The 17,507-nt window shown below is 61.8% G+C and carries 15 protein-coding genes and 1 tRNA gene; 11 read left to right on the top strand and 5 right to left on the bottom strand.

Going from position 1 to position 17,507, the window contains the following annotated elements; genetic code table 11:
• Positions 1-15: 15 nt before the first annotated feature.
• Positions 16-699: a bifunctional 4-hydroxy-2-oxoglutarate aldolase/2-dehydro-3-deoxy-phosphogluconate aldolase gene (locus tag AC0QKW_RS12760; protein ID WP_473151452.1), complete on the top strand. Its 684-nt coding sequence runs from the start codon at positions 16-18 to the stop codon at positions 697-699.
• A gap of 52 nt (positions 700-751) precedes the next feature.
• Here the strand turns inward: AC0QKW_RS12760 and AC0QKW_RS12755 are convergent, their stop codons facing one another.
• Positions 752-1,804: a S66 peptidase family protein gene (locus AC0QKW_RS12755; RefSeq protein WP_473151451.1), complete on the bottom strand. Its 1,053-nt coding sequence runs from the start codon at positions 1,802-1,804 to the stop codon at positions 752-754.
• Positions 1,805-1,863: 59 nt separating this feature from the next.
• Here AC0QKW_RS12755 and AC0QKW_RS12750 point away from each other — a divergent pair, with 59 nt between their 5' ends.
• Positions 1,864-2,475, top strand: a complete 612-nt coding sequence (locus AC0QKW_RS12750) for a methyltransferase domain-containing protein (protein ID WP_473151450.1) — start codon at positions 1,864-1,866, stop codon at positions 2,473-2,475.
• 367 nt (positions 2,476-2,842) lie between these two features.
• Complete coding sequence (locus AC0QKW_RS12745) at positions 2,843-3,517, top strand: HEAT repeat domain-containing protein (protein WP_473151449.1); 675 nt, start codon at positions 2,843-2,845, stop codon at positions 3,515-3,517.
• Positions 3,518-3,556: 39 nt separating this feature from the next.
• Here AC0QKW_RS12745 and AC0QKW_RS12740 read toward each other — a convergent pair whose 3' ends face one another.
• Positions 3,557-3,955, bottom strand: coding sequence for a hypothetical protein (locus tag AC0QKW_RS12740; RefSeq protein ID WP_473151448.1), 399 nt, complete (start codon positions 3,953-3,955; stop codon positions 3,557-3,559).
• Between the two features lie 286 nt (positions 3,956-4,241).
• Here AC0QKW_RS12740 and AC0QKW_RS12735 point away from each other — a divergent pair, with 286 nt between their 5' ends.
• The 6 genes from AC0QKW_RS12735 (at position 4,242) to AC0QKW_RS12710 (ending at position 10,798) form a co-directional block, all read left to right on the top strand.
• Positions 4,242-6,449, top strand: coding sequence for a pentapeptide repeat-containing protein (locus AC0QKW_RS12735; RefSeq protein WP_473151447.1), 2,208 nt, complete (start codon positions 4,242-4,244; stop codon positions 6,447-6,449).
• Between the two features lie 58 nt (positions 6,450-6,507).
• A complete protein-coding gene (locus tag AC0QKW_RS12730; RefSeq protein WP_473151446.1) occupies positions 6,508-6,861 on the top strand; it encodes a DUF565 domain-containing protein in 354 nt (117 codons plus the stop codon).
• Between the two features lie 60 nt (positions 6,862-6,921).
• Positions 6,922-8,154, top strand: a complete 1,233-nt coding sequence (locus AC0QKW_RS12725) for a cysteine desulfurase-like protein (protein ID WP_473151445.1) — start codon at positions 6,922-6,924, stop codon at positions 8,152-8,154.
• A 347-nt stretch (positions 8,155-8,501) separates the two neighbouring features.
• A complete protein-coding gene (locus AC0QKW_RS12720) occupies positions 8,502-10,232 on the top strand; it encodes a peptide ABC transporter substrate-binding protein (protein WP_473151444.1) in 1,731 nt (576 codons plus the stop codon).
• Positions 10,233-10,319: 87 nt separating this feature from the next.
• Positions 10,320-10,607 carry an MSMEG_0570 family nitrogen starvation response protein gene (locus AC0QKW_RS12715; RefSeq protein WP_473151443.1) on the top strand — a complete coding sequence of 96 codons (288 nt, stop codon included), beginning with the start codon at positions 10,320-10,322 and terminating at the stop codon, positions 10,605-10,607.
• A gap of 117 nt (positions 10,608-10,724) precedes the next feature.
• Positions 10,725-10,798, top strand: a tRNA-Asp gene (locus AC0QKW_RS12710).
• Positions 10,799-10,882: 84 nt separating this feature from the next.
• On the opposite strand, the gene AC0QKW_RS12705 is transcribed toward AC0QKW_RS12710, so the two are convergent.
• Positions 10,883-11,449, bottom strand: a complete 567-nt coding sequence (locus AC0QKW_RS12705; RefSeq protein WP_473151442.1) for a rhodanese-like domain-containing protein — start codon at positions 11,447-11,449, stop codon at positions 10,883-10,885.
• A 57-nt stretch (positions 11,450-11,506) separates the two neighbouring features.
• Complete coding sequence (locus tag AC0QKW_RS12700) at positions 11,507-12,943, bottom strand: general stress protein (RefSeq protein ID WP_473151441.1); 1,437 nt, start codon at positions 12,941-12,943, stop codon at positions 11,507-11,509.
• 618 nt (positions 12,944-13,561) lie between these two features.
• Between AC0QKW_RS12700 and AC0QKW_RS12695 the strand changes: the two genes are divergently transcribed.
• On the top strand, positions 13,562-13,810 hold the full coding sequence (locus AC0QKW_RS12695; RefSeq protein WP_473151440.1) for a hypothetical protein: 249 nt from the start codon (positions 13,562-13,564) through the stop codon (positions 13,808-13,810).
• Positions 13,811-14,057: 247 nt separating this feature from the next.
• A complete protein-coding gene (locus AC0QKW_RS12690) occupies positions 14,058-14,321 on the top strand; it encodes a DUF2584 family protein (RefSeq protein WP_473151439.1) in 264 nt (87 codons plus the stop codon).
• An 18-nt stretch (positions 14,322-14,339) separates the two neighbouring features.
• Here AC0QKW_RS12690 and AC0QKW_RS12685 read toward each other — a convergent pair whose 3' ends face one another.
• Positions 14,340-17,441, bottom strand: coding sequence for an efflux RND transporter permease subunit (locus AC0QKW_RS12685; protein WP_473151438.1), 3,102 nt, complete (start codon positions 17,439-17,441; stop codon positions 14,340-14,342).
• Positions 17,442-17,507: the final 66 nt, after the last annotated feature.

Genomic DNA, 17,507 nt, shown 5'->3' with positions numbered 1-17,507 from the left:
ACAAAAGGTTCTACAGTGGCTCTATCGTTTAGCCTGCGCCATTGGCATGGGGTGATGGATAAAGACTCATTTTTGGCTCTGCTGCGGCAGCACCGGGCGATCGCCGTCATTCGCGCCTCCCAGGTTGACCAGGGTCTGGGCATGGCCGAAGCTGCCGCCGCCGGAGGTATGCGCCTGATTGAAATCACCTGGGACAGTGCTGAGCCTGCCCTACTGGTAGAAAAACTGCGCCATCAGCTGCCCCACTGTACCGTGGGCATCGGGACGGCGCTCTCTCTGGCCGATCTGGCCCAGGCGGTGGAGGCCGGGGCGCAGTTTTGCTTTTGCCCCCACACCGACCCGACGCTGATTCACTTGGCCCAGACTTTGCAGATTCCTCTAGTGCCAGGGGCGCTGACGCCCAATGAGGTGCTGGCGGCCTATCGGTTGGGGGCAGCGGCGGTGAAGGTATTCCCGATCAGCGCCGTGGGCGGGGCCAGCTACGTGCGGAGCATGCAGGGGCCGCTGGCGGCCATTCCCCTGGTGCCTACGGGCGGGGTGACGGTGGAAAATGCGGCGGCCATGGTGCAGGCAGGCGCGATCGCCGTGGGCCTCTCCAGCGGTCTGTTTTCTCAGGCTGCGATCGCCCAGCAAGACTGGGCCACAGTCAGCGATCGCTGCCGCAAACTCGTCGAGAACCTGGGGGCGATCGCAGCCTGAACACTGTCCTGATCCTTGGGCTGGCGAAATCCTTAGCCCTAGGGCCCTATTTCTACATCACCGCCGCCGTCTGCATTTGCAGCGTGCCCAGGGTCGCATCCATGGTCACCACTCCGCCGATAGGCAGCGTCCACATCGGCTCCACATGGCCAATCCAGGCCCCGCTGTAGGCCGGTATGCCTAGGGGCCGAATGTGGTCTTGCAAAATTTCTTCTAGGGTGAGGGAGCCGTAGCCCGAGCCGGGGCCGCAGGCGGTGCACTGACCAAACACAAACCCCGCCAGCCCGTCGAGCACCCCCGCCAGCTTGAGCTGAGTCAGCATGCGATCGACCCGGTAGGGCGACTCGCCCACGTCTTCTAAAAACAGAATGGCCCCGCTGGTGTCGGGCATGTAGGGCGACCCCACAATGCCCGCAATCACCGATAGATTGCCCCCCAGCAGTGGGCCGGTGGCCCGTCCGGCAGTCAGGGTGTGAATGCGGCCCTGGTCGCGCATGAGGCGGTCTTGGTCGGCCCCCACCAGGGGGTTGCTATAGGTCAGCGCTTCGCCAGCCATCACAACGCGGCGCAGTAGCTCCACCTGGTCAGATCGCCAGGCGGTGAGGCCGTGGGGGCCGTGAAAGGTCACCAGCCCGGTCTGGGCGTAGAGCCCCAACAGCAGCGCAGAGATATCGCTAAAGCCCATCACCACCTTAGGGTGGGCGCGAATGATGTCGTAGTCGAGGTAGGGCAAAATGCGGGCGCTGCCCCAGTCGCCCCGCACCGGCAGCAGCGCCTTGACGGTCGGGTCGGCAAACATGGCGTTGATATCGGCGGCACGCTGCTGGTCGGTGCCCGCCAGGTAGCCATAGCGGGCCAGGGCGTGGGGGGCCACTAGGGGCACAAAGCCCAGGGCTTTGACGGCGTCGATCACCAGGTTGAGGCGATCGCGCTCAAAGGTGGCCCCCGCCGGGCTGACAATGGCCACTGTGTCGCCAGCCCGCAGGCGGGCTGGCCTAACCGCAGGCTGCCGACTAGACTGCCCTTGGGAATAGGTGGCTTTTTGCCCCAGGGCGATCGCCGCTGCTGCGCCCCCCAAGCCGCCCAATAGCTGTCGTCGCTGCATACGCGCTACCCTAAAAGACTCTATACATAGCTATAGCCGAGCATACACCGGAGTTTTCCATGACTGCCCAAAGCCCGCCCCCCCTCAGCCCCGCCGCCTGGGAACAGCGCTACCAGGCGGGCACCACCCGGTGGGATCTTGGCCAGCCCGCCCCCGCTTTGAGTGCGCTGCTGGGGGCTGACAGTGCCCCTTTGCCAGGGACGGCGATCGCCCTGGGGGCCGGGCGCGGCCATGACGCCCTGCTGTTTGCCCGCCACGGCTTTACGGTCACCGCCGTAGACTTTGCCCCCTCGGCGATCGCCGCCCTAGACGCCCAGTCCCAGGCCCAAAACCTGCCGCTGCACCTGCTGCAGCGAGATATTTTTGACCTGGTGCCCGAGTTCGCCGGGCAGTTTGCCTATGCCATCGAGCACACCTGCTTTTGTGCGATCGACCCGGCCCTGCGCCCCGCCTACGCCGCCCTGGTGGCCGATTTACTCACCCCTGGTGGTGAACTGCTGGCCGTATTCTTCACCCACCAGCGCCCCGGTGGCCCGCCCTTTGGCACTACCCCCGCCGAAGTGCGCCAGCTGTTTACCCCCCACTTCGAGGTGCTGAGCCTAGACCCAGTCGGCAACTCCATCCCCTCCCGACGGGGCGAAGAGCATTTTGGCCGCTTGAGAAAGTGGTGATAAAAACTGAGGACAATTCTGACAAAGAAAACACCCAAGAATTTTGCTTCCTCGCGAGGGCGCAGGGCCTGTGGCCTTGCCTGGGAATATCTTCTTTATCCCCAGATTTCCTTAGTTTTGATGCCGAATCCTATTTGAATACACCCGCTTTGTAGGGGCGTAGCATGCTACGCCCCTACAAGGTTCCTGATTGTGAATCGGGGTTTACCCAATCGGATTTCGTATGAATTCTCAATTTTGAGGTTTGCACTGACGCCTGCAATTCAACCCTCACCATTCAAAACTTGTGTCACGCCTCTCCTTTCCCAATCCCTCCCTCCCCCAAACTCCCTATACTGAAGAAGATCGTTCGTAGTGCACCTTTCCCATGGATTTAGAGCAGATCTCGGCTCAGCTCAAAAGCGAAGACTCCAAAGATCGCATGCTGGCCCTGGCCTCGCTGCGCCATGTGCCCGCCGCTGAGGCGGCACCGCTGATTCGTCAGGCGCTCAACGACCAAAATCTGCAAATTCGCTCCATGGCGGTGTTTGCCCTGGGCCTCAAGCCCGACGACCAGGCCTACGATATTTTGATCAACCTACTCACCTCTGACCCCGACTACGGTATTCGGGCCGACGCCGCTGGGGCGCTGGGCTACCTCGAAGACCCCCGCGCCTTTGAGACCCTAGTGCGGGCGTTTTATGAAGATACCGACTGGCTGGTGCGCTTTAGCGCCGCTGTTTCCTTGGGCAATCTCAAAGACCCCCGTGCCCACGATGTGCTGATGCAGGCGCTCCAGAGCGAAGAAACGGTGATGCAGCAGGCGGCGATCGCCGCTGTTGGCGAGATTGGCGACCTAGACGCTGTCGATGAAATTCTCAAGTTTGCCCAGGCTGACGACTGGCTGGTGCGCCAGCGCCTAGCCGAAGCCCTGGGCAACCTACCTTCTCCCAAGACCGAGCCCGCCCTGCGCTACCTCGAAAAAGACTCTCAATTCCAAGTCTCTGAGTCCGCCAGAATTTCGCTGACTCGGCTGCACCACCGCCAAGGGAGTGAGGGGTAGCGGCTTACCCCTCGCTCCTGATGCTTGCGGCCCCTAGCTTTATCGAATAGTGAGCGTGTAGCTGGTGGGCGTAGGGCTGCTGTTGCCAACATAAAAAGAGTAGGTGCCTCGGTTGAGCAGCCCAGGGGCACTGATAGCGCCTCCGCTGCTGGTGTGGCACTCGCTAAAGCCGTTGCTGCCTTCAATTAGCAGGGTAAGGCCATTGGTGCCATTGCTGACGGCGATCTCGACCGCCGCAAAATCTTGGTTAACCTGAAGGGTCTGCACAGCAGCTGCACCCCGCACTCCGCAGCTAGAATTGACGCTGGGGTTGACCGAGCCGCTGACCTGAACTGGCTCTGTGAGGGGAGTTTGAGCTGTCGATTGGGCAGAGGCCACGCCAGTGCTCAAAGCTAGGGCAGCTGCAGAGAGAGCGAAGAGTTGACTGAGACGTTTCATGGCCTATCCTCCCGGTTTTAAGGAGCCGTGTGCTGGTTATGTATCTATCGTAACCAGGCCTCTGGGTGGGCAGTGGTAGGTTATGCCAGTTTTCAAGGTGCCAGGCCAGCAAAAAGGACCATGGTATATAGCCTTGGGGTAACTTTTGCCACCGCGATGCGCCGCAACTAAACTTCTGCCACAACGGGAGGGCTTAGCTATGATTGAGGGCAATTCTTGGGGATGAAGCACGGATTGGGTCAACAATGGCCGCGATCGCCCCGTCTGATCTGTCATACCTGACTCCATGGCGCAGACTTCTGACTCACAGCCCATTTCAACCCAGGCCTCGGCTGCTCCGGTGCAGGGGCGACTGTCGACGGCGCACAGTTTGGCCCTGCGGCGGCTGCTGGCCTGGGGGCTAGAGGCGGGGTTGCTGGTGGGCAGCGTGGCCCTGCCCTGGGGCGCGGGGGAGGTGGTACGCCAGCGGTTTACGGCTGAGACAGTGCCGCTGACGCCAGCGGTGGCGGTGGCCCAAGGGGCGATCGCCCGTCCCCTGGGCTGGTCTCGACAGCGGCTGGTCACCCAGGTACCACCCCTCACCAACCTGCTGTGGTTTAGTGCCCTATTGTTGCCGGTGGCTCTGAGCGCCAGCCAACTGCACGGGCTAGCCCGACGCGGTAAGACCTGGCCCAAGGCCTGGCTGGGTCTACAGGTGGTCGCACTCCATCGTTCTGCCCCTGGTGCCCAGGCGGTCTTGGTGCGAGAGCTAGGGCGCTGGGGGGTGCCTCTGATAGGAGCCTACGGGCTCTGGCTGGCCAGCGGGGCCTTCCCCAGTTTGCCCTGGCTGGGCGGGCTGGTTCTGGTCTGCGGCCTGGGGGCGGGGGCTACCGGGCAGACCAACTCGTCGCGCCGGGCCTGGTACGACTACGGGGCTGGCACCAAGGTGCTGCTGCTGCGGGGCGGCCAGGTGCCTACCCGCTACACCCCTGGCCCGACCGATCTAGACCCGACCGATCTAGACTCGTTTAGCGCCGACTCAGACAGCCCGACGGGGCTCTCGGCGCTGACAGCCTCTCCCCTGATCGGGCTCACCACCGAAGAGTATGGCGGGCTAACGGCGATCGTGCTCTCTCCGGCTGACTCGGCTGAGGTGATTGGCCCCAGGGGTTGGCGACGACACCTGCCGGTGATTGGGGCGCTGGCCGGTGTCGTCGCCCTGGGAGGGCTGGGGGCACTGTGGCTCGATCGCCGACTGCCAGCGGCCAGCGGCCAGGGGGGGGATGCTCTATTTTTAGCCCTGGTCGAAAATCTTAGTCAAAACGCGACTTCCTTTGGCGATCGCCAGGCGGCGGCCCTAGCTCTAGCCAGCAGCCAAGACCCCCGGGCGATTCCTCTACTGGTCGATATGCTGGCCCAAACCGGTGACCCTGGCCTGCTCGACACCCTACAACAGGCGCTGGTGACCCTGGGGCCACCGGCCATACCGGCCTTGCAGCGGCTCAACCTGGCCTTGGCCAATGACTTGCTGGCTCTACCCGACGACCAAAAACTGATGGCTCAGCTGCGGCAGCGCACGGTCAAGCGCACCCTGGCCAAGATTTTGGTGCTCCACAGCGGCAACTTTCACCAGGTCGATCTCAGCGGCACCAACCTCAGCTACATCATCGAAGGCCCCGATACCTTCACGCTGCTGCTAGAGCAGCAGCACCTGGCGGGCATTGGCTGGCGCAACGCGGTGCTCTCGGGGGCGCGGTTTCGCAAGGCCATATTTTTTGACCCCGGTGCCGATGGCCGCCCCGACACCTTCGACGACTGGGTCACCGACTTTAGCGGTTCAGATCTGACTGAGGCCAGCCTGGTGGCGGCCCAGCTGCGCCATGCCATCTTTCGCCACACTAGCCTGCTGCGGGCCAATCTGAGCAATTCTCTGGCCGCCTACGCCGACTTCACCGGGGCCAATGCCAGCAGCGCCTGGTTCATTGCTGCTGACCTCAGCCATGGACAGTTTGAGGGTGCCAGCCTGGTGGGGGCCGACTTTACCGCCGCCAACCTCAGCCAGGCCTCTTTGGTCGAGGCCCGTCTGCACCAGGCCTACCTAGCGGCGGCGACCCTGGTGGGGGCCGACCTCAGCCGCGCCGACCTGGGGGGGGCTGATTTGAGTGGGGCTAATCTGAGCGGGGCCAACCTGGTACAAACCACCCTGAGCAATGCCCAGCTCCAGGAGGCCGACCTGAGCGGGGCCAACCTTGCCCAGGCTGACCTGAGCGGGGCCAATCTTGAAGGCACAGTTTTGACTGACGCCAACCTGAGCGGGGTCAACCTGGCAGAGGTGAGGTTCTTTACTCCCGATCGATCGCCGGTCGATGGCTTTGTCACTACCCCAGCGGCACCCAGTACCGCAGAGACACTGGTGGGGGTAGACTTTTCTCAAGCCCTCAACCTGAAGGGTGACCAGCTTGAGTATGTGTGCCGTCAGGGGGGGCTACACCCCGCCTGTCGAGCCGATTTCTGAGGCCAAATTTGAGGCCAGTACCGGTAATACTGTTGACAGCAGCTAAGGGAGTGAACCGATGCAGCGCACCCGTTTCAGTACCCTGATCGACGATCTGGGCGACCAGTTTAACCTGTGGCTGGTCAACCCCTGGCGGCGAATATCGCTGGTGACTATCAGTCTGCTGGGTGGCTATTTTATCGCGGTGTCTCTGTCGGCGATCGCGGGCCAGGCCGCCGTTCAAGACACCACAATATCGGTGTTTCTAGTGCTGGCGGTAGAGCTAGTGAGCTGGCTGGTGTACAGCCGCCGCTGGCGCGACCCCGAGCTGTTGCGAAAGATTCCCAAACCCCTGTGGCTCGACTGCATCAACAGCTTTAAGATTGGTGCCATCTATGCCTTATGCCTTGAAGCCTTTAAGCTGGGCAGCTGATCGGCCCAGGGGCGACAATCCGTCATACTCAAAAGAATTGTCGCGCTCAGGCAGACCACCATGGGTCAGATCTCATCCTTAGACCTCGATTTTGTTCGACAGCAGTTCCCTGCCTTGGGGGGTGACTGGGTGTTTGCTGACAACGCGGGCGGGTCGCAGATTCTCAAGCCCGTGGTCGATCGCATTACCGAGTTTCTCTACGGGTCTAACGTCCAGCTGGGGGCCAGCTATGGGGTGTCGCAGCAGGCCACCGAGCGGGTAGAGGCGGGCACTAGGGCCATGGCCACGCTGATCAATGCTGCTGACCCGACGGAGGTAATTCTCGGCCCCAGTACCTCGGCGCTGCTGCGCATGTTGGCTCAGTGCCTGGGGCAAACCCTCGCGCCGGGGGATGAAATCATCGTCACCAACGCCGACCACGAGGCCAACATCAGCCCCTGGATGGAGCTGGAGCGCCAGGGTGTGACGATCAAAATCTGGCGGGTCAACCCCAACACTCTAGAGCTAGACCTGGCCGACCTGGAGGCGCTGCTGACGCCGCGCACCCGCCTGGTGGCGGTCACCCACACCTCCAACGTGCTGGGCAGCATTCAGCCAGTGCGGGCGATCGCCGATCTAGTCCACAGCCAGGGGGCGCTGCTCTGCGTGGATGGCGTCGCCTTTGCCCCCCACCGCCGCATCGACGTTCAGGCGCTGGATGTGGATTTTTACACCTTTAGCCTGTACAAGGTCTATGGCCCCCACCAGGCGCTGCTCTACGGCAAAAAAGACCTGCTGCTGGCCCTGCCCGGCTACAACCACTATTTCATTGCCGACAGCGCCATTCCCTACAAGTTTCAGCCGGGGGGCAGCAGCTACGAGCTGAGCTACAGCCTCACCGCCCTTCCTGAATACTTTGAGGCTCTGGCCCGGCACCACGGCCTGCCCGCCGGGGTTGACCCGATCGACTACGCCTTTGCCCTGATCGAGCAGCACGAGGGAGCGCTCAACCAGCGGCTGCTGTCGTTTCTGGGCAGTCGCCTGGGGGTGCGCATCATTGGTCGCGAGAGCGCTGACCCTGCCCAGCGCGTGGCGACGATTTCCTTTGTGGTCGAGGGGCTGAGCAGCGATCAGATTCCGCCGCAGCTAGATGCCCACCGCATCGGCATTCGCTACGGACACTTCTACGCCCTGCGGCTGATCGAAGATCTGGGTCTGCTGCCCCAGCAGGGGGTGGTGCGGGTCAGCCTGGTGCACTACAACACCCTGGAAGAGTGCGATCGCCTGATTGAATACCTCGCCGAGATTCTATAGCTGATTCAAAACCGATACCTGGTAGGGGCGTTGCAGTGCAACGCCCCTACGAATAAGGTTGATTCCATCCCCTCCTTGGAGGGGTGCCCGGAGGGCGGGGTGGGTCAAAACGGTTACAGCATATGATTCTCTGAATACGGTAAGCTGCCTTTCTGGCCTAGACTAACCCACCCCTACCCCTCCGAGGAGGGGACGGTGAGACTGCTTTTCCAAAGATTGTTCTGATCCCAACTTAGGTCAGAACAGGCTCGTGCATCTCCCAAGCACCCCCCGCGATCGTAGCGGCGCTTACTCTTTTGATTCCCCGACCCTGTAGGCTATTGCCTAGATAATTTAAGGGCCACTGAATGAACGCTCGTGCCGTCGCTACCGCTGGACTATGTCTGCTGCTATTTACCGGCTGTCGGTCACCCCAGAGCTCGCCCCAGACCGAGGCAGGCACCCAGAGCGCCCCAGCGACCCCCGACGACACCCTGCGCCTGCTCTACTGGCAGGCACCCACCATTCTCAACCCTCACTTCTCTAGCGGCTTCAAAGACTCTGAGGCCAGCCGCATTACCCTAGAGCCCCTGGCCAGCTTTGACGCCGAGGGCAACATGGTGCTGTTTTTAGCCGCCGAAGAGCCCACCCTCGACAACGGCGGCGTGTCTGCCGACGGCACCACTGTCACCTGGAAGCTGAAGGAGGGCATCACCTGGTCAGACGGTACCCCGTTCACCGCTGAAGATGTGGCCTTCACCTACGAATTTCTTGTCAACCCCGAGGTGGCCACCACCACTGCTGGCTCCTACGAAATCATCGAAAGCGTCGAAGCGGTGGATGACACCACCGTGCGGATCACCTTTTCGGAGCCCAACCCCGCCTGGTACCTGGTGTTTACCGGCACCGAGGGCATGATCTTGCCCCGGCATATTTTTGCCGACTATAACGGCCCCAATGGCCGCGAGGCCCCCGGCAACACCATGCCCGTGGGCACTGGCCCCTACCGGGTGACCAGCTTTACCCCCGGCGATGTGATTGTCTACGAGGCCAACCCCAACTACCGCGATGCCGACCAGGTGGCCTTTAGCCGGGTAGAGCTGAAGGGCGGCGGCGATGCTACTTCGGCGGCGCGAGCGGTGCTGCAAACCGGCGATGTCGACTACGCCAACAACCTCCAGGTCGAGGCCGCCATTCTCAACCAGCTCGAGGCCGCTGGGCAGGGCCAGGTAGTGGCCAACTTTGGCTCTTTGGTGGAGCGGATTATTTTCAACTTCACCGACCCCAACCAGGCCACCGCCGACGGCGAAACCTCTAGCCTCGAATTCCCCCACCCCATGTTTAGCGACCTACCGGTGCGCCAGGCGGTAAATTTGGCGATCGATCGCGAGACCATTGCCACCCAGCTCTACGGCCCCACTGGCCAGCCCACCACCAATTTTTTGGTGGCCCCAGGGCAGTTTATGTCTGAGAATACTAACTACGACTACGACCCCGAGGCTGCTGCTGCCCTGCTCGACGAGGCGGGCTGGGTCGACAGCAACAACAACGGCACCCGTGACAAAGATGGTCGAGAGATGCAGATCGTCTTTCAGACCTCGGTGAACCCGGTGCGCCAAAAGACCCAGGAAATCGTCAAACAATCCCTAGAGCAGATTGGCATCGGGGTTGAACTCAAGAGCATCGACGCCAGCGTCTATTTCTCCAGCGACCCCGCCAGCCGCGAAACCCTCGATCGCTTCTCCGCTGACCTGCAAATGTTTGCCACCGGCAACACTAACCCCGACCCTGGGGCCTACCTCAAAACCTACACCTGCGACGAAATCGCCCAAAAAGCGAACAACTGGTCAAAGGGCAACTACGCCCGCCACTGCAACCCCGAGTACGACGCCCTCTGGAACCAGGCCGCCGCCACCCTCGACCCTGACACCCGCCGCGATCTCTTCATTCAGATGAATGATTTATTGATCAATGAAGCGGCGGTGATGCCCATCGTGCACAGGGCCGACGTGTCGGGGGTGAGCAACCGCCTCACCGGCATCAACCTCACCCCCTGGGATCTCAGCACCTGGAATATTGCCGACTGGCGACGACCGTGAGATAAGGGGTGAGGCCGTTGGAACCCTCTCAATGATCCCCCCACCCTCCACTACTCCACCCTTAACCCTTAACCCCCCACCCTCCCCATGCCCGAAATCCGCTTCCAGATCCAATGGCCCGACGGCAGCCAAGAGACCTGCTACTCTCCCTCCCTGGTGGTGAAGGACTACTTTGCTCCGGCGACCACCTACCCACTGGCCGATTTTGTGGAGCGATCGCGCACCGCCCTGACCATTGCCAGCGATCGCGTCCAGGCTAAATACGGTATGCCCTGTGGCTTGGCTCTGGGGCAGCTGCGCCGCATTGAGGCCACCGCTAGCCGCTACGAGGCGCTGGCCGAGCCGGGGGTCACCGTGCTCGACTTTGTGGAGTAGGCGGAGTCGCCAAACCCTGTCGCCAAACCAATTTTGAGAAATTTGCAAAAATAGTTTGACAAAAGCCTCCCCAAGGCGGAATATAGAGATCGCCCAGTTGAAGGGCGATTCACCCAAGGGCCTGTAGTTCAATCGGTTAGAGCACCGCCCTGTCACGGCGGAAGTTGCGGGTTCGAATCCCGTCAGGCCCGTTCTAAAAAAGCACCCCGCTGGCAACTTGTCAGCGGGGTGCTTTTTTAGGCTGTTGCTATGTTGCTATGACCGGCGATCGCACCCTAGGAGCGGGCCGGAGAGGCAAAGGCATTAATGCCTTCGGTGGCTCCACCAATGGCTTTCCAGGCAGGCAGACCGCCTTGCAGGTGGGCAACGGCCTGATAGCCAGCCTGACGCAGCTGCTGAGCGGCCTCGGCGGCGTTGTTGTCACTGTCGGCGTAGACGTAGATATCGCGCCGGTACTCCAAACTGGCCTCCGCCTCAGCGGGGATTTGCTCGATGGGCATGGGCATCGCGCCGGTAATGCGCTCATTGTTAAAGGCCTCGCGGCTGCGCACATCGAGAATGGTGAGGGCGGGTTCGCCCCAGTTTAGCCGCTTGAACAGCTCTTCAGCAGAAGCCTGGTCGGCTGCCATGGCGGGCGGCGTGGGCAGCGGTGCGGTCAGAGTCGATTTGACCGACTCAATTTGGTCAGGGACTTGGTTGGCAGCCGCTGCCACCTGGTTAGCCGCAGTCTCAGCCTGATCGGCTACCCGCTGCCCAGGATTGTCGGTGCTCAGGCCAACATTGACCCCATCGGTATGGGGAGTGTTAGCGGAGCTTTGGGTTTGTTCAGAGAAGTTAGTCATGGTTGAGTTCTGGTTATGTCTTAATTGGGTTTGGCTGTTGCGTTTGGCCGTGTTCTACTAACGGTGCGCCCAGTTATGGGACACGTCATAGATGCCCCAGTCGTGCATACCCCTTTCGCCTAGGGTGGCAGCGGCCTGAAGCAAATCTTGGTTCTGGCCGCGCAGGGTAACGAGATAGGCCCCATTGGTCAGATGCCGCCGGTACAGACGGGTTGACTCGGGGGCAATGCCCAGGCCGGTGACCTCGTGCCGAGTTCTATGGGTCCCTGAGCTACTGCCGTTGGGGACAAATGTATCGGCCAGAGCCTGGGCGTCAGGCCCCATCACCAAAACGGTGCCAACTTCGGGCAGCAGTATACGATCGAGGCCAGCGGTGAGGCGGGTGGCCCCAGCGAGAGAGTGACTGTCGTAGCCTTGGCGCTGGTCTGGTGCCTCGGCTTCGCGCACTGCCATAGAGAGGGTATGCATGGGAAAGCCCGTCTGCTGGAGCTGAGCCAGGGCCGTTTCCATCGATTCGCGGTTGAGAAAGACTCCTACCACTCGCCGCTCTTCGGCAGGAGACGGCTGGCGGGGCCGATCGCTCACGGTAGTGCCGCTAGGGTGCCTAGAGTCAATCGGGTTAGACGAGTGCGGCAGTCCGGTGGTGCGGTAATTTTCCAGAGGCAGGCTGTGATCTGACGGCCCTCCCGCTGAGGCATCGCCACGGGTTTCGCCGTAGAGATTGCTGGGGCCATTGGCGCTATAGCCATGGGGCTGAAGGTCAGCCTGACGGTGGCGAGGCACAGTCTCAGGCTCTCGGGGGCCTGCCATAGACTGAGGCTCAGTGCCATGCACCCCTGCGTCATTGACCAAGGGGCGATCGCGCCAGTTTAGATCGCGGCCATCGCCTACCGCCGTGCCACCATTGGCAAGGGTGCCAGCCTGAGGGCGGTTGGGTTGAGTGTGATGGGGCTCATCGGCCACGGGGTAAACACCCCAATCTTCGATGCCCGCGCTGCTAAACGTTCGCTCGGCTTGAGCAATATCGTTTTCAGATCCCTTGAGCATGACCAGGTAGCCCCCCTGGGTAATGCGATCGCGGTAGCGCTCAGCTCGATGTTGGGGAATGCCCAAACCGACCAAAGCACCCACCAGACCGCCAGCGGCGGCCCCAGCCGCACCCCCCACCAGGGTAGACAGCACTACAGCCGCCTCTCCCGCTAGCAGGGCTGGCCCCACACCTGGAATCGTCAAGGTGCCGAGACCCACCAGCAGACCGGTGACGCCGCCCAAGAGGCCGCCCGTAGCAGCGCCAACCACCCCGCCAGTGTCGGCCTGGTTAGTCACCTCATCTTTGACGGAGACGCCAGCGATGTCTTTTTGATGGTCTGCATCTTTGGCAATGATCGAGACATCGCCCATGGAAAAGCCCGAATCGCTCAGAGCCTGCAAGGCCGACGCTGTCTGAGGGCGGCTAGGGAAAATGCCCACTGCTCGTCTGTAAGTCGAAGCCATAGTTGTTGTCCTCCTGGGGGTCTTGATCGCGCCACTGACGCGAAATCTGCAAAATCTAACCAAGCCCGGCCAGGGGAGCGTTGCCTCAAGAGCAACTGCGATCGCCAGATTGGCATTGTCTGTCTGACGGCCTCTATCTGACGGCCCTACCTGGCCGTCTTCAACCTGGCATTGTCTAACCTGGGACTTGGCATATGTTCACGTTTTAACCAGCGGCATTGAGGGTCGCCATCGCTCAATGTGAATACCCCGGCCCGCTACAGGACAGAGTTGAGCCCGTCACGGTGTCGGCCCTAAGAATGAGGGGGGCTGGCCGCCGTCGCTGGGCTTCTCCCAGAGTGAACTCAAGTTATCGGGTCGTTGTTGGAGACGGAGGCGTGCGATCGCAGCCCTGAACTCAGCAAAACAATTAGAAAAAATTGCAGACACAGACAACCATTTAGGATGAGAATCGGTACAGTTAGGGCTGTCGCCGCCCAAGCTAGGCCATTGCCCAGACAGCTCTTGGAGTGGCGGCCAGTGCCACCCTGCCTCTGCCTTAGAACTCAACGGCTGTCTCTAGCGCACCGGCCCAGGCTTTATCTACTTTGATTTTTTTTGACATTGTGAGTTGACGTAATGAGTTTGATTCAAGAGATATTTCTCGAAACCGACTGGGAAGACGTAGAGCAAGCCCAGGCCGCCTGCGATGAACGTGCCACCCAGCTCAGAGCCGAGGGCCACGACTGCACCTGCACCACTCTCTACCGCATCAACGATGGGCGGCGGGTGTTTTTGCTAGAGGCCCAGCATCCCGATAGCCTAGACCCTGAGCAAAAGCCCTCCCGACGCAAACCACCCTCGCGCCGATCGACCCCAAGAAGTTGAGGCCTAGGGTCAAAGGGAAGCCATTGACCGACCAACCGTTCTTCCGACGGCTCAGAAGATTTCTAAAAAAGATGTTCCCTTAGGGTGGGCAGTGTCTACCGTTTTCCTAGACATCTCCTAACACCCAAGCGATCGCCGCCCATCCGCACGGATCGCAGCCAGTCTCCATAGGTTAGGGCCACTGCGGCAGAATTCCTCCCTATGGTTTTATGGGTAGCGCCCACCCCTAAATTGCCTGAGAACCCCCATGGGAATGCCCTGTCAAATCAACAGCGTTCTAAAGCTCAAGCCCGCCCAGGGCTACCCCGCCGAGCTGATCGTCGGCGCTCGGCACCGCGTCCAAAAAGATGGCTATCGCATCTTTCCGCTCGATGTGCCCCTGTGCCTGGTAGATGAACAGTGGCTGGCCCACGCCGACATTGTGATCGAAGCCCTGACCTGGGCCGACCAAACCACCCATCTAGACTTTAAAATCGATCGCCTCTACGCCACCCCCTTCGCCATGAAGTAGATGGCCTGCTAGGGTCAACTATTTCAGCGCCAGCGTTTTGCTGACCGCTGGCTGTTGTACCGGTTGGCCGGAGCCTTTGCCCCGGGCCAGCAGCCGATACACCGAGGGAATGTAGTAGAGGGCCAGCAGGGTGGCACCGCCGAGACCACCTGCGATCGCGATCGCCAGCGGCGGCCAAAACCCAGTCGGGTCGAGCATCAGCGGCACAAAGCCCACAATCGTGGTCACCGTAGTGGCAATCACGTGGCGGGTGGCGTGAAAGACTACGTTCTCCACCGCCTGAGGCTGGCCCAGGCTGGCCTCGGGGTCTTCTCGCAGGGCCGCTAGCACCACAATCGAATCGTTGATCGCCAGGCCGATCAGCCCCAGGGTGCCGAGAATGGCGGTAAAGCCAAAGATGGAGCCAAACAGCTTGAGCGCTAGGGCGGCAAGGCCGACAGCGAGAATTGCCACCGAGCCAATCAGCGCCGCCAGCCCAAAAGAGTTGAACGACAGCACCAGGGTAGCGGTCATGAGAATGGTCAGCACCCCGACGGTGGAGAGCAAATTGCCCACGGCGGTGCCCCGCGCATCCGCCTCGCCGCCATACTCGATGCGGTAGCCGGGAGGCAGCTCAAAGCCCTGTTCCTGGAGCCGGGTTTGGAAGGCGGCCAGCACGGTGCTGGGCAATGACCCAGCGGTGATGAACCCCTGCACGGTGTTAATCCGCTGGCCGTTGCGGCGGCCAATGCTGGCGGTGTCGGGCACCAGGCTGAGGGCGGCGATCGCATCCAGCGGCATCTGCCCCTGGGGTGTCACCATCTCCAGAGATGCGATCGCCCCCAGATTTCCCTGCTGCTCGCCCGGCACCCGCACCCGCACCGGAATATCGCGACTGCCGTCGAGCACTGAGCCGCCGGTTCTGCCATTGAGGGCGGCGTTGAGCTGGGCGGCGATCGCCTGATTATCTAGCCCTAGGCGGCGAGACTGGGCTTCGTCCACCGTCAGAGCCAGCTTGGGCAGGGCCTCGGTCAGGGTGGCGCGGGTATGCACTACGTCGGGCACCTGGGCCAGCTCGGCTCGGAGGCGATCGCCCACCGCCCGCAGCCCCGCCAGGTCTGCGCCGTAGACCCGCAGCTCAATCGGCGCGTCAAAGGGTGGCCCCTGCTCCAGCTGTTTTACCAGCACCTGGGCCTGGGGAAAGGCGGCATCGAGCTCGGCTTGCAGCGCCTGAATCGTCTCGCGAATCTGAGTCGTACCCGTCAGTTGCACGATGCCCTGGGCGAAGTTTTGGGCATTGCGGCGGTTGTCGAGCACGTTGTAGAAAAAGGGCGGCGCACTGCGGCCCATAAACCAGTGGATGTCTTCGACTTCGGGATGCTGGAGCGCCAGCTCCCGCGCCTGGTTAACCTGGGCCTGGGTGGCGGCCAGCGACGCCTGGGTGGGCAGCTCAAACTCGATCTGAAACTGGTTGCGGTTGGTGGGCGGAAAAAACTGCTGGGGCAGGCTGGCAAATACCGCAAACCCCATCACTGGCAGCACCAGCGATAGGCCTACCCCCAGCCAGGGGCGGCGAAACACTGCCCCCAGGCTCCACCGATAGGCAGCGGCCAGAGATTCATTCGAAAAGCCCTGCTGCAACCAGTCCCAGCGATCGGGCAGCGGGTTCCAGCGGTGCAGCCGTCCCGCCAGCGCTACGATCACCGTCAGCGACAGAGCCAGAGAACTCAGCAGCGCCAAAATCACCGTCAGGCCAATGGTGCCGATGAATTCGCCCACGCTCCCTGGCGAGGTGGCAATGGGTACAAAGGCCAGCACCGTGGTCAGGGTGCTGGCCAGCAGCGGCACCAGCAGGTGATGCACCGTCTGCCCTACCGCATCGGCAGGGAGAATGCCCTGGCGCAGCCGCCCCTGCACCTCATCCACCACAATGATGGCGTTGTCGATCAGCAGCCCCAGGGCGATGATGATGCCCGTCACTGACATCTGGTGCAGCGGCACCCCCAGCACCCCCATGGTGCCAAACACGGTCAGCGTCGTCAGGGGCAGGGCCAGACCCACCAGCAGGGCCGACTTCCAGCCCAAAATCAGCAGCGACACAGCAATCACCAGCAGCGATCCCAAGATCAGGTTGCTGACTACCCCGTTCAGCCGCTGCTGTACGTACTGACTCTGATCCAGCACCACATGTAACCCCATCCCCTGGGGCAGCTCGGCGCGAAAGGTGTCGAGCACTTGATGGGCCTGCACCGCCCACAGGTCTACCCGTTCGGCAGATTCTACCTTGGCCGCCAGGGCGATCGCCGGCTGCCCATTCACCAACGCTAGATCGGTCGGCGGGTCTTGGATCGCTTTGGTGACGGTGGCAATGTCTCCCAGCCGCGCCACCTGGCCCGACTCTCCCGCCTGCACAGGAATAGCGCGAATCTGCTCCAGAGAGCTGAGGCTACTGTCCACCTCCAGCAAAAATTCAGCGCTGCCATTGCGAAACTGCCCCGCCGACACCTTGGCGTCGCTGGCGGCAATCTGATGGGCCAGAGCCGCCGTCGACAGCCCCAGCCGCGACAGCTCGGTCGCGGCAATGTCTACCCGAATTTCTTCGTCCGGTTCGCCAAAGATATCCACCGTCTCCGTGCCCGGAATCGACCGCAGCCGATCTTCCAGCGCTGCCGCCAGCCGCCCCATAATGGCGTAGTTGGGGGCGTCATCCCGCGTCCAGGTGAGGCCGACGATCAGAGCGCTGGCCTTGGTAGAGCTGTCGGCGTATTCCGGTGTAGAAGCATCACCGGGCAGGTCGGGGACGGCATCATCTACTTTGCTGCGCACCTTGGCCCACACCGGATCGACGTCGGGAATGGTGTCCTTGAGTTCTACAGTGATGATGGAGATGCCGCTGCCCGAGGTCGATCGCAGGGACTCGATCTCCTCTAGCTCAAACAGTCGATCTTCGATTTTCTCGGTCACCAGGGTCTCGACCCGCTCCGGCGTTGCCCCCGGCAGCAACGTGGTGACGCGGGCAAAGCGCTGCACAATTTCTGGGTCTTCTAGGCGCGGCAGGGTGAGGAAGGCGGAGAGGCCCCAGACAGTCACCAGTACCAGGGTGAGGAGCAGCAGTTGACGGTTGCGGTAGAAGAGGGTCATGGAGAGTGGGGAGTGGGGGGTGGATGGCGTTCACTTCTTGGCGGTTGGGGCCGGAGTCTTCGGTCC

Source organism: Pseudanabaena sp. PCC 9330 (assembly GCF_055795045.1).
The sequence above is the reverse complement of the archived record's forward strand: the minus strand, read 5'-3'. Positions and strand labels throughout refer to the sequence as shown.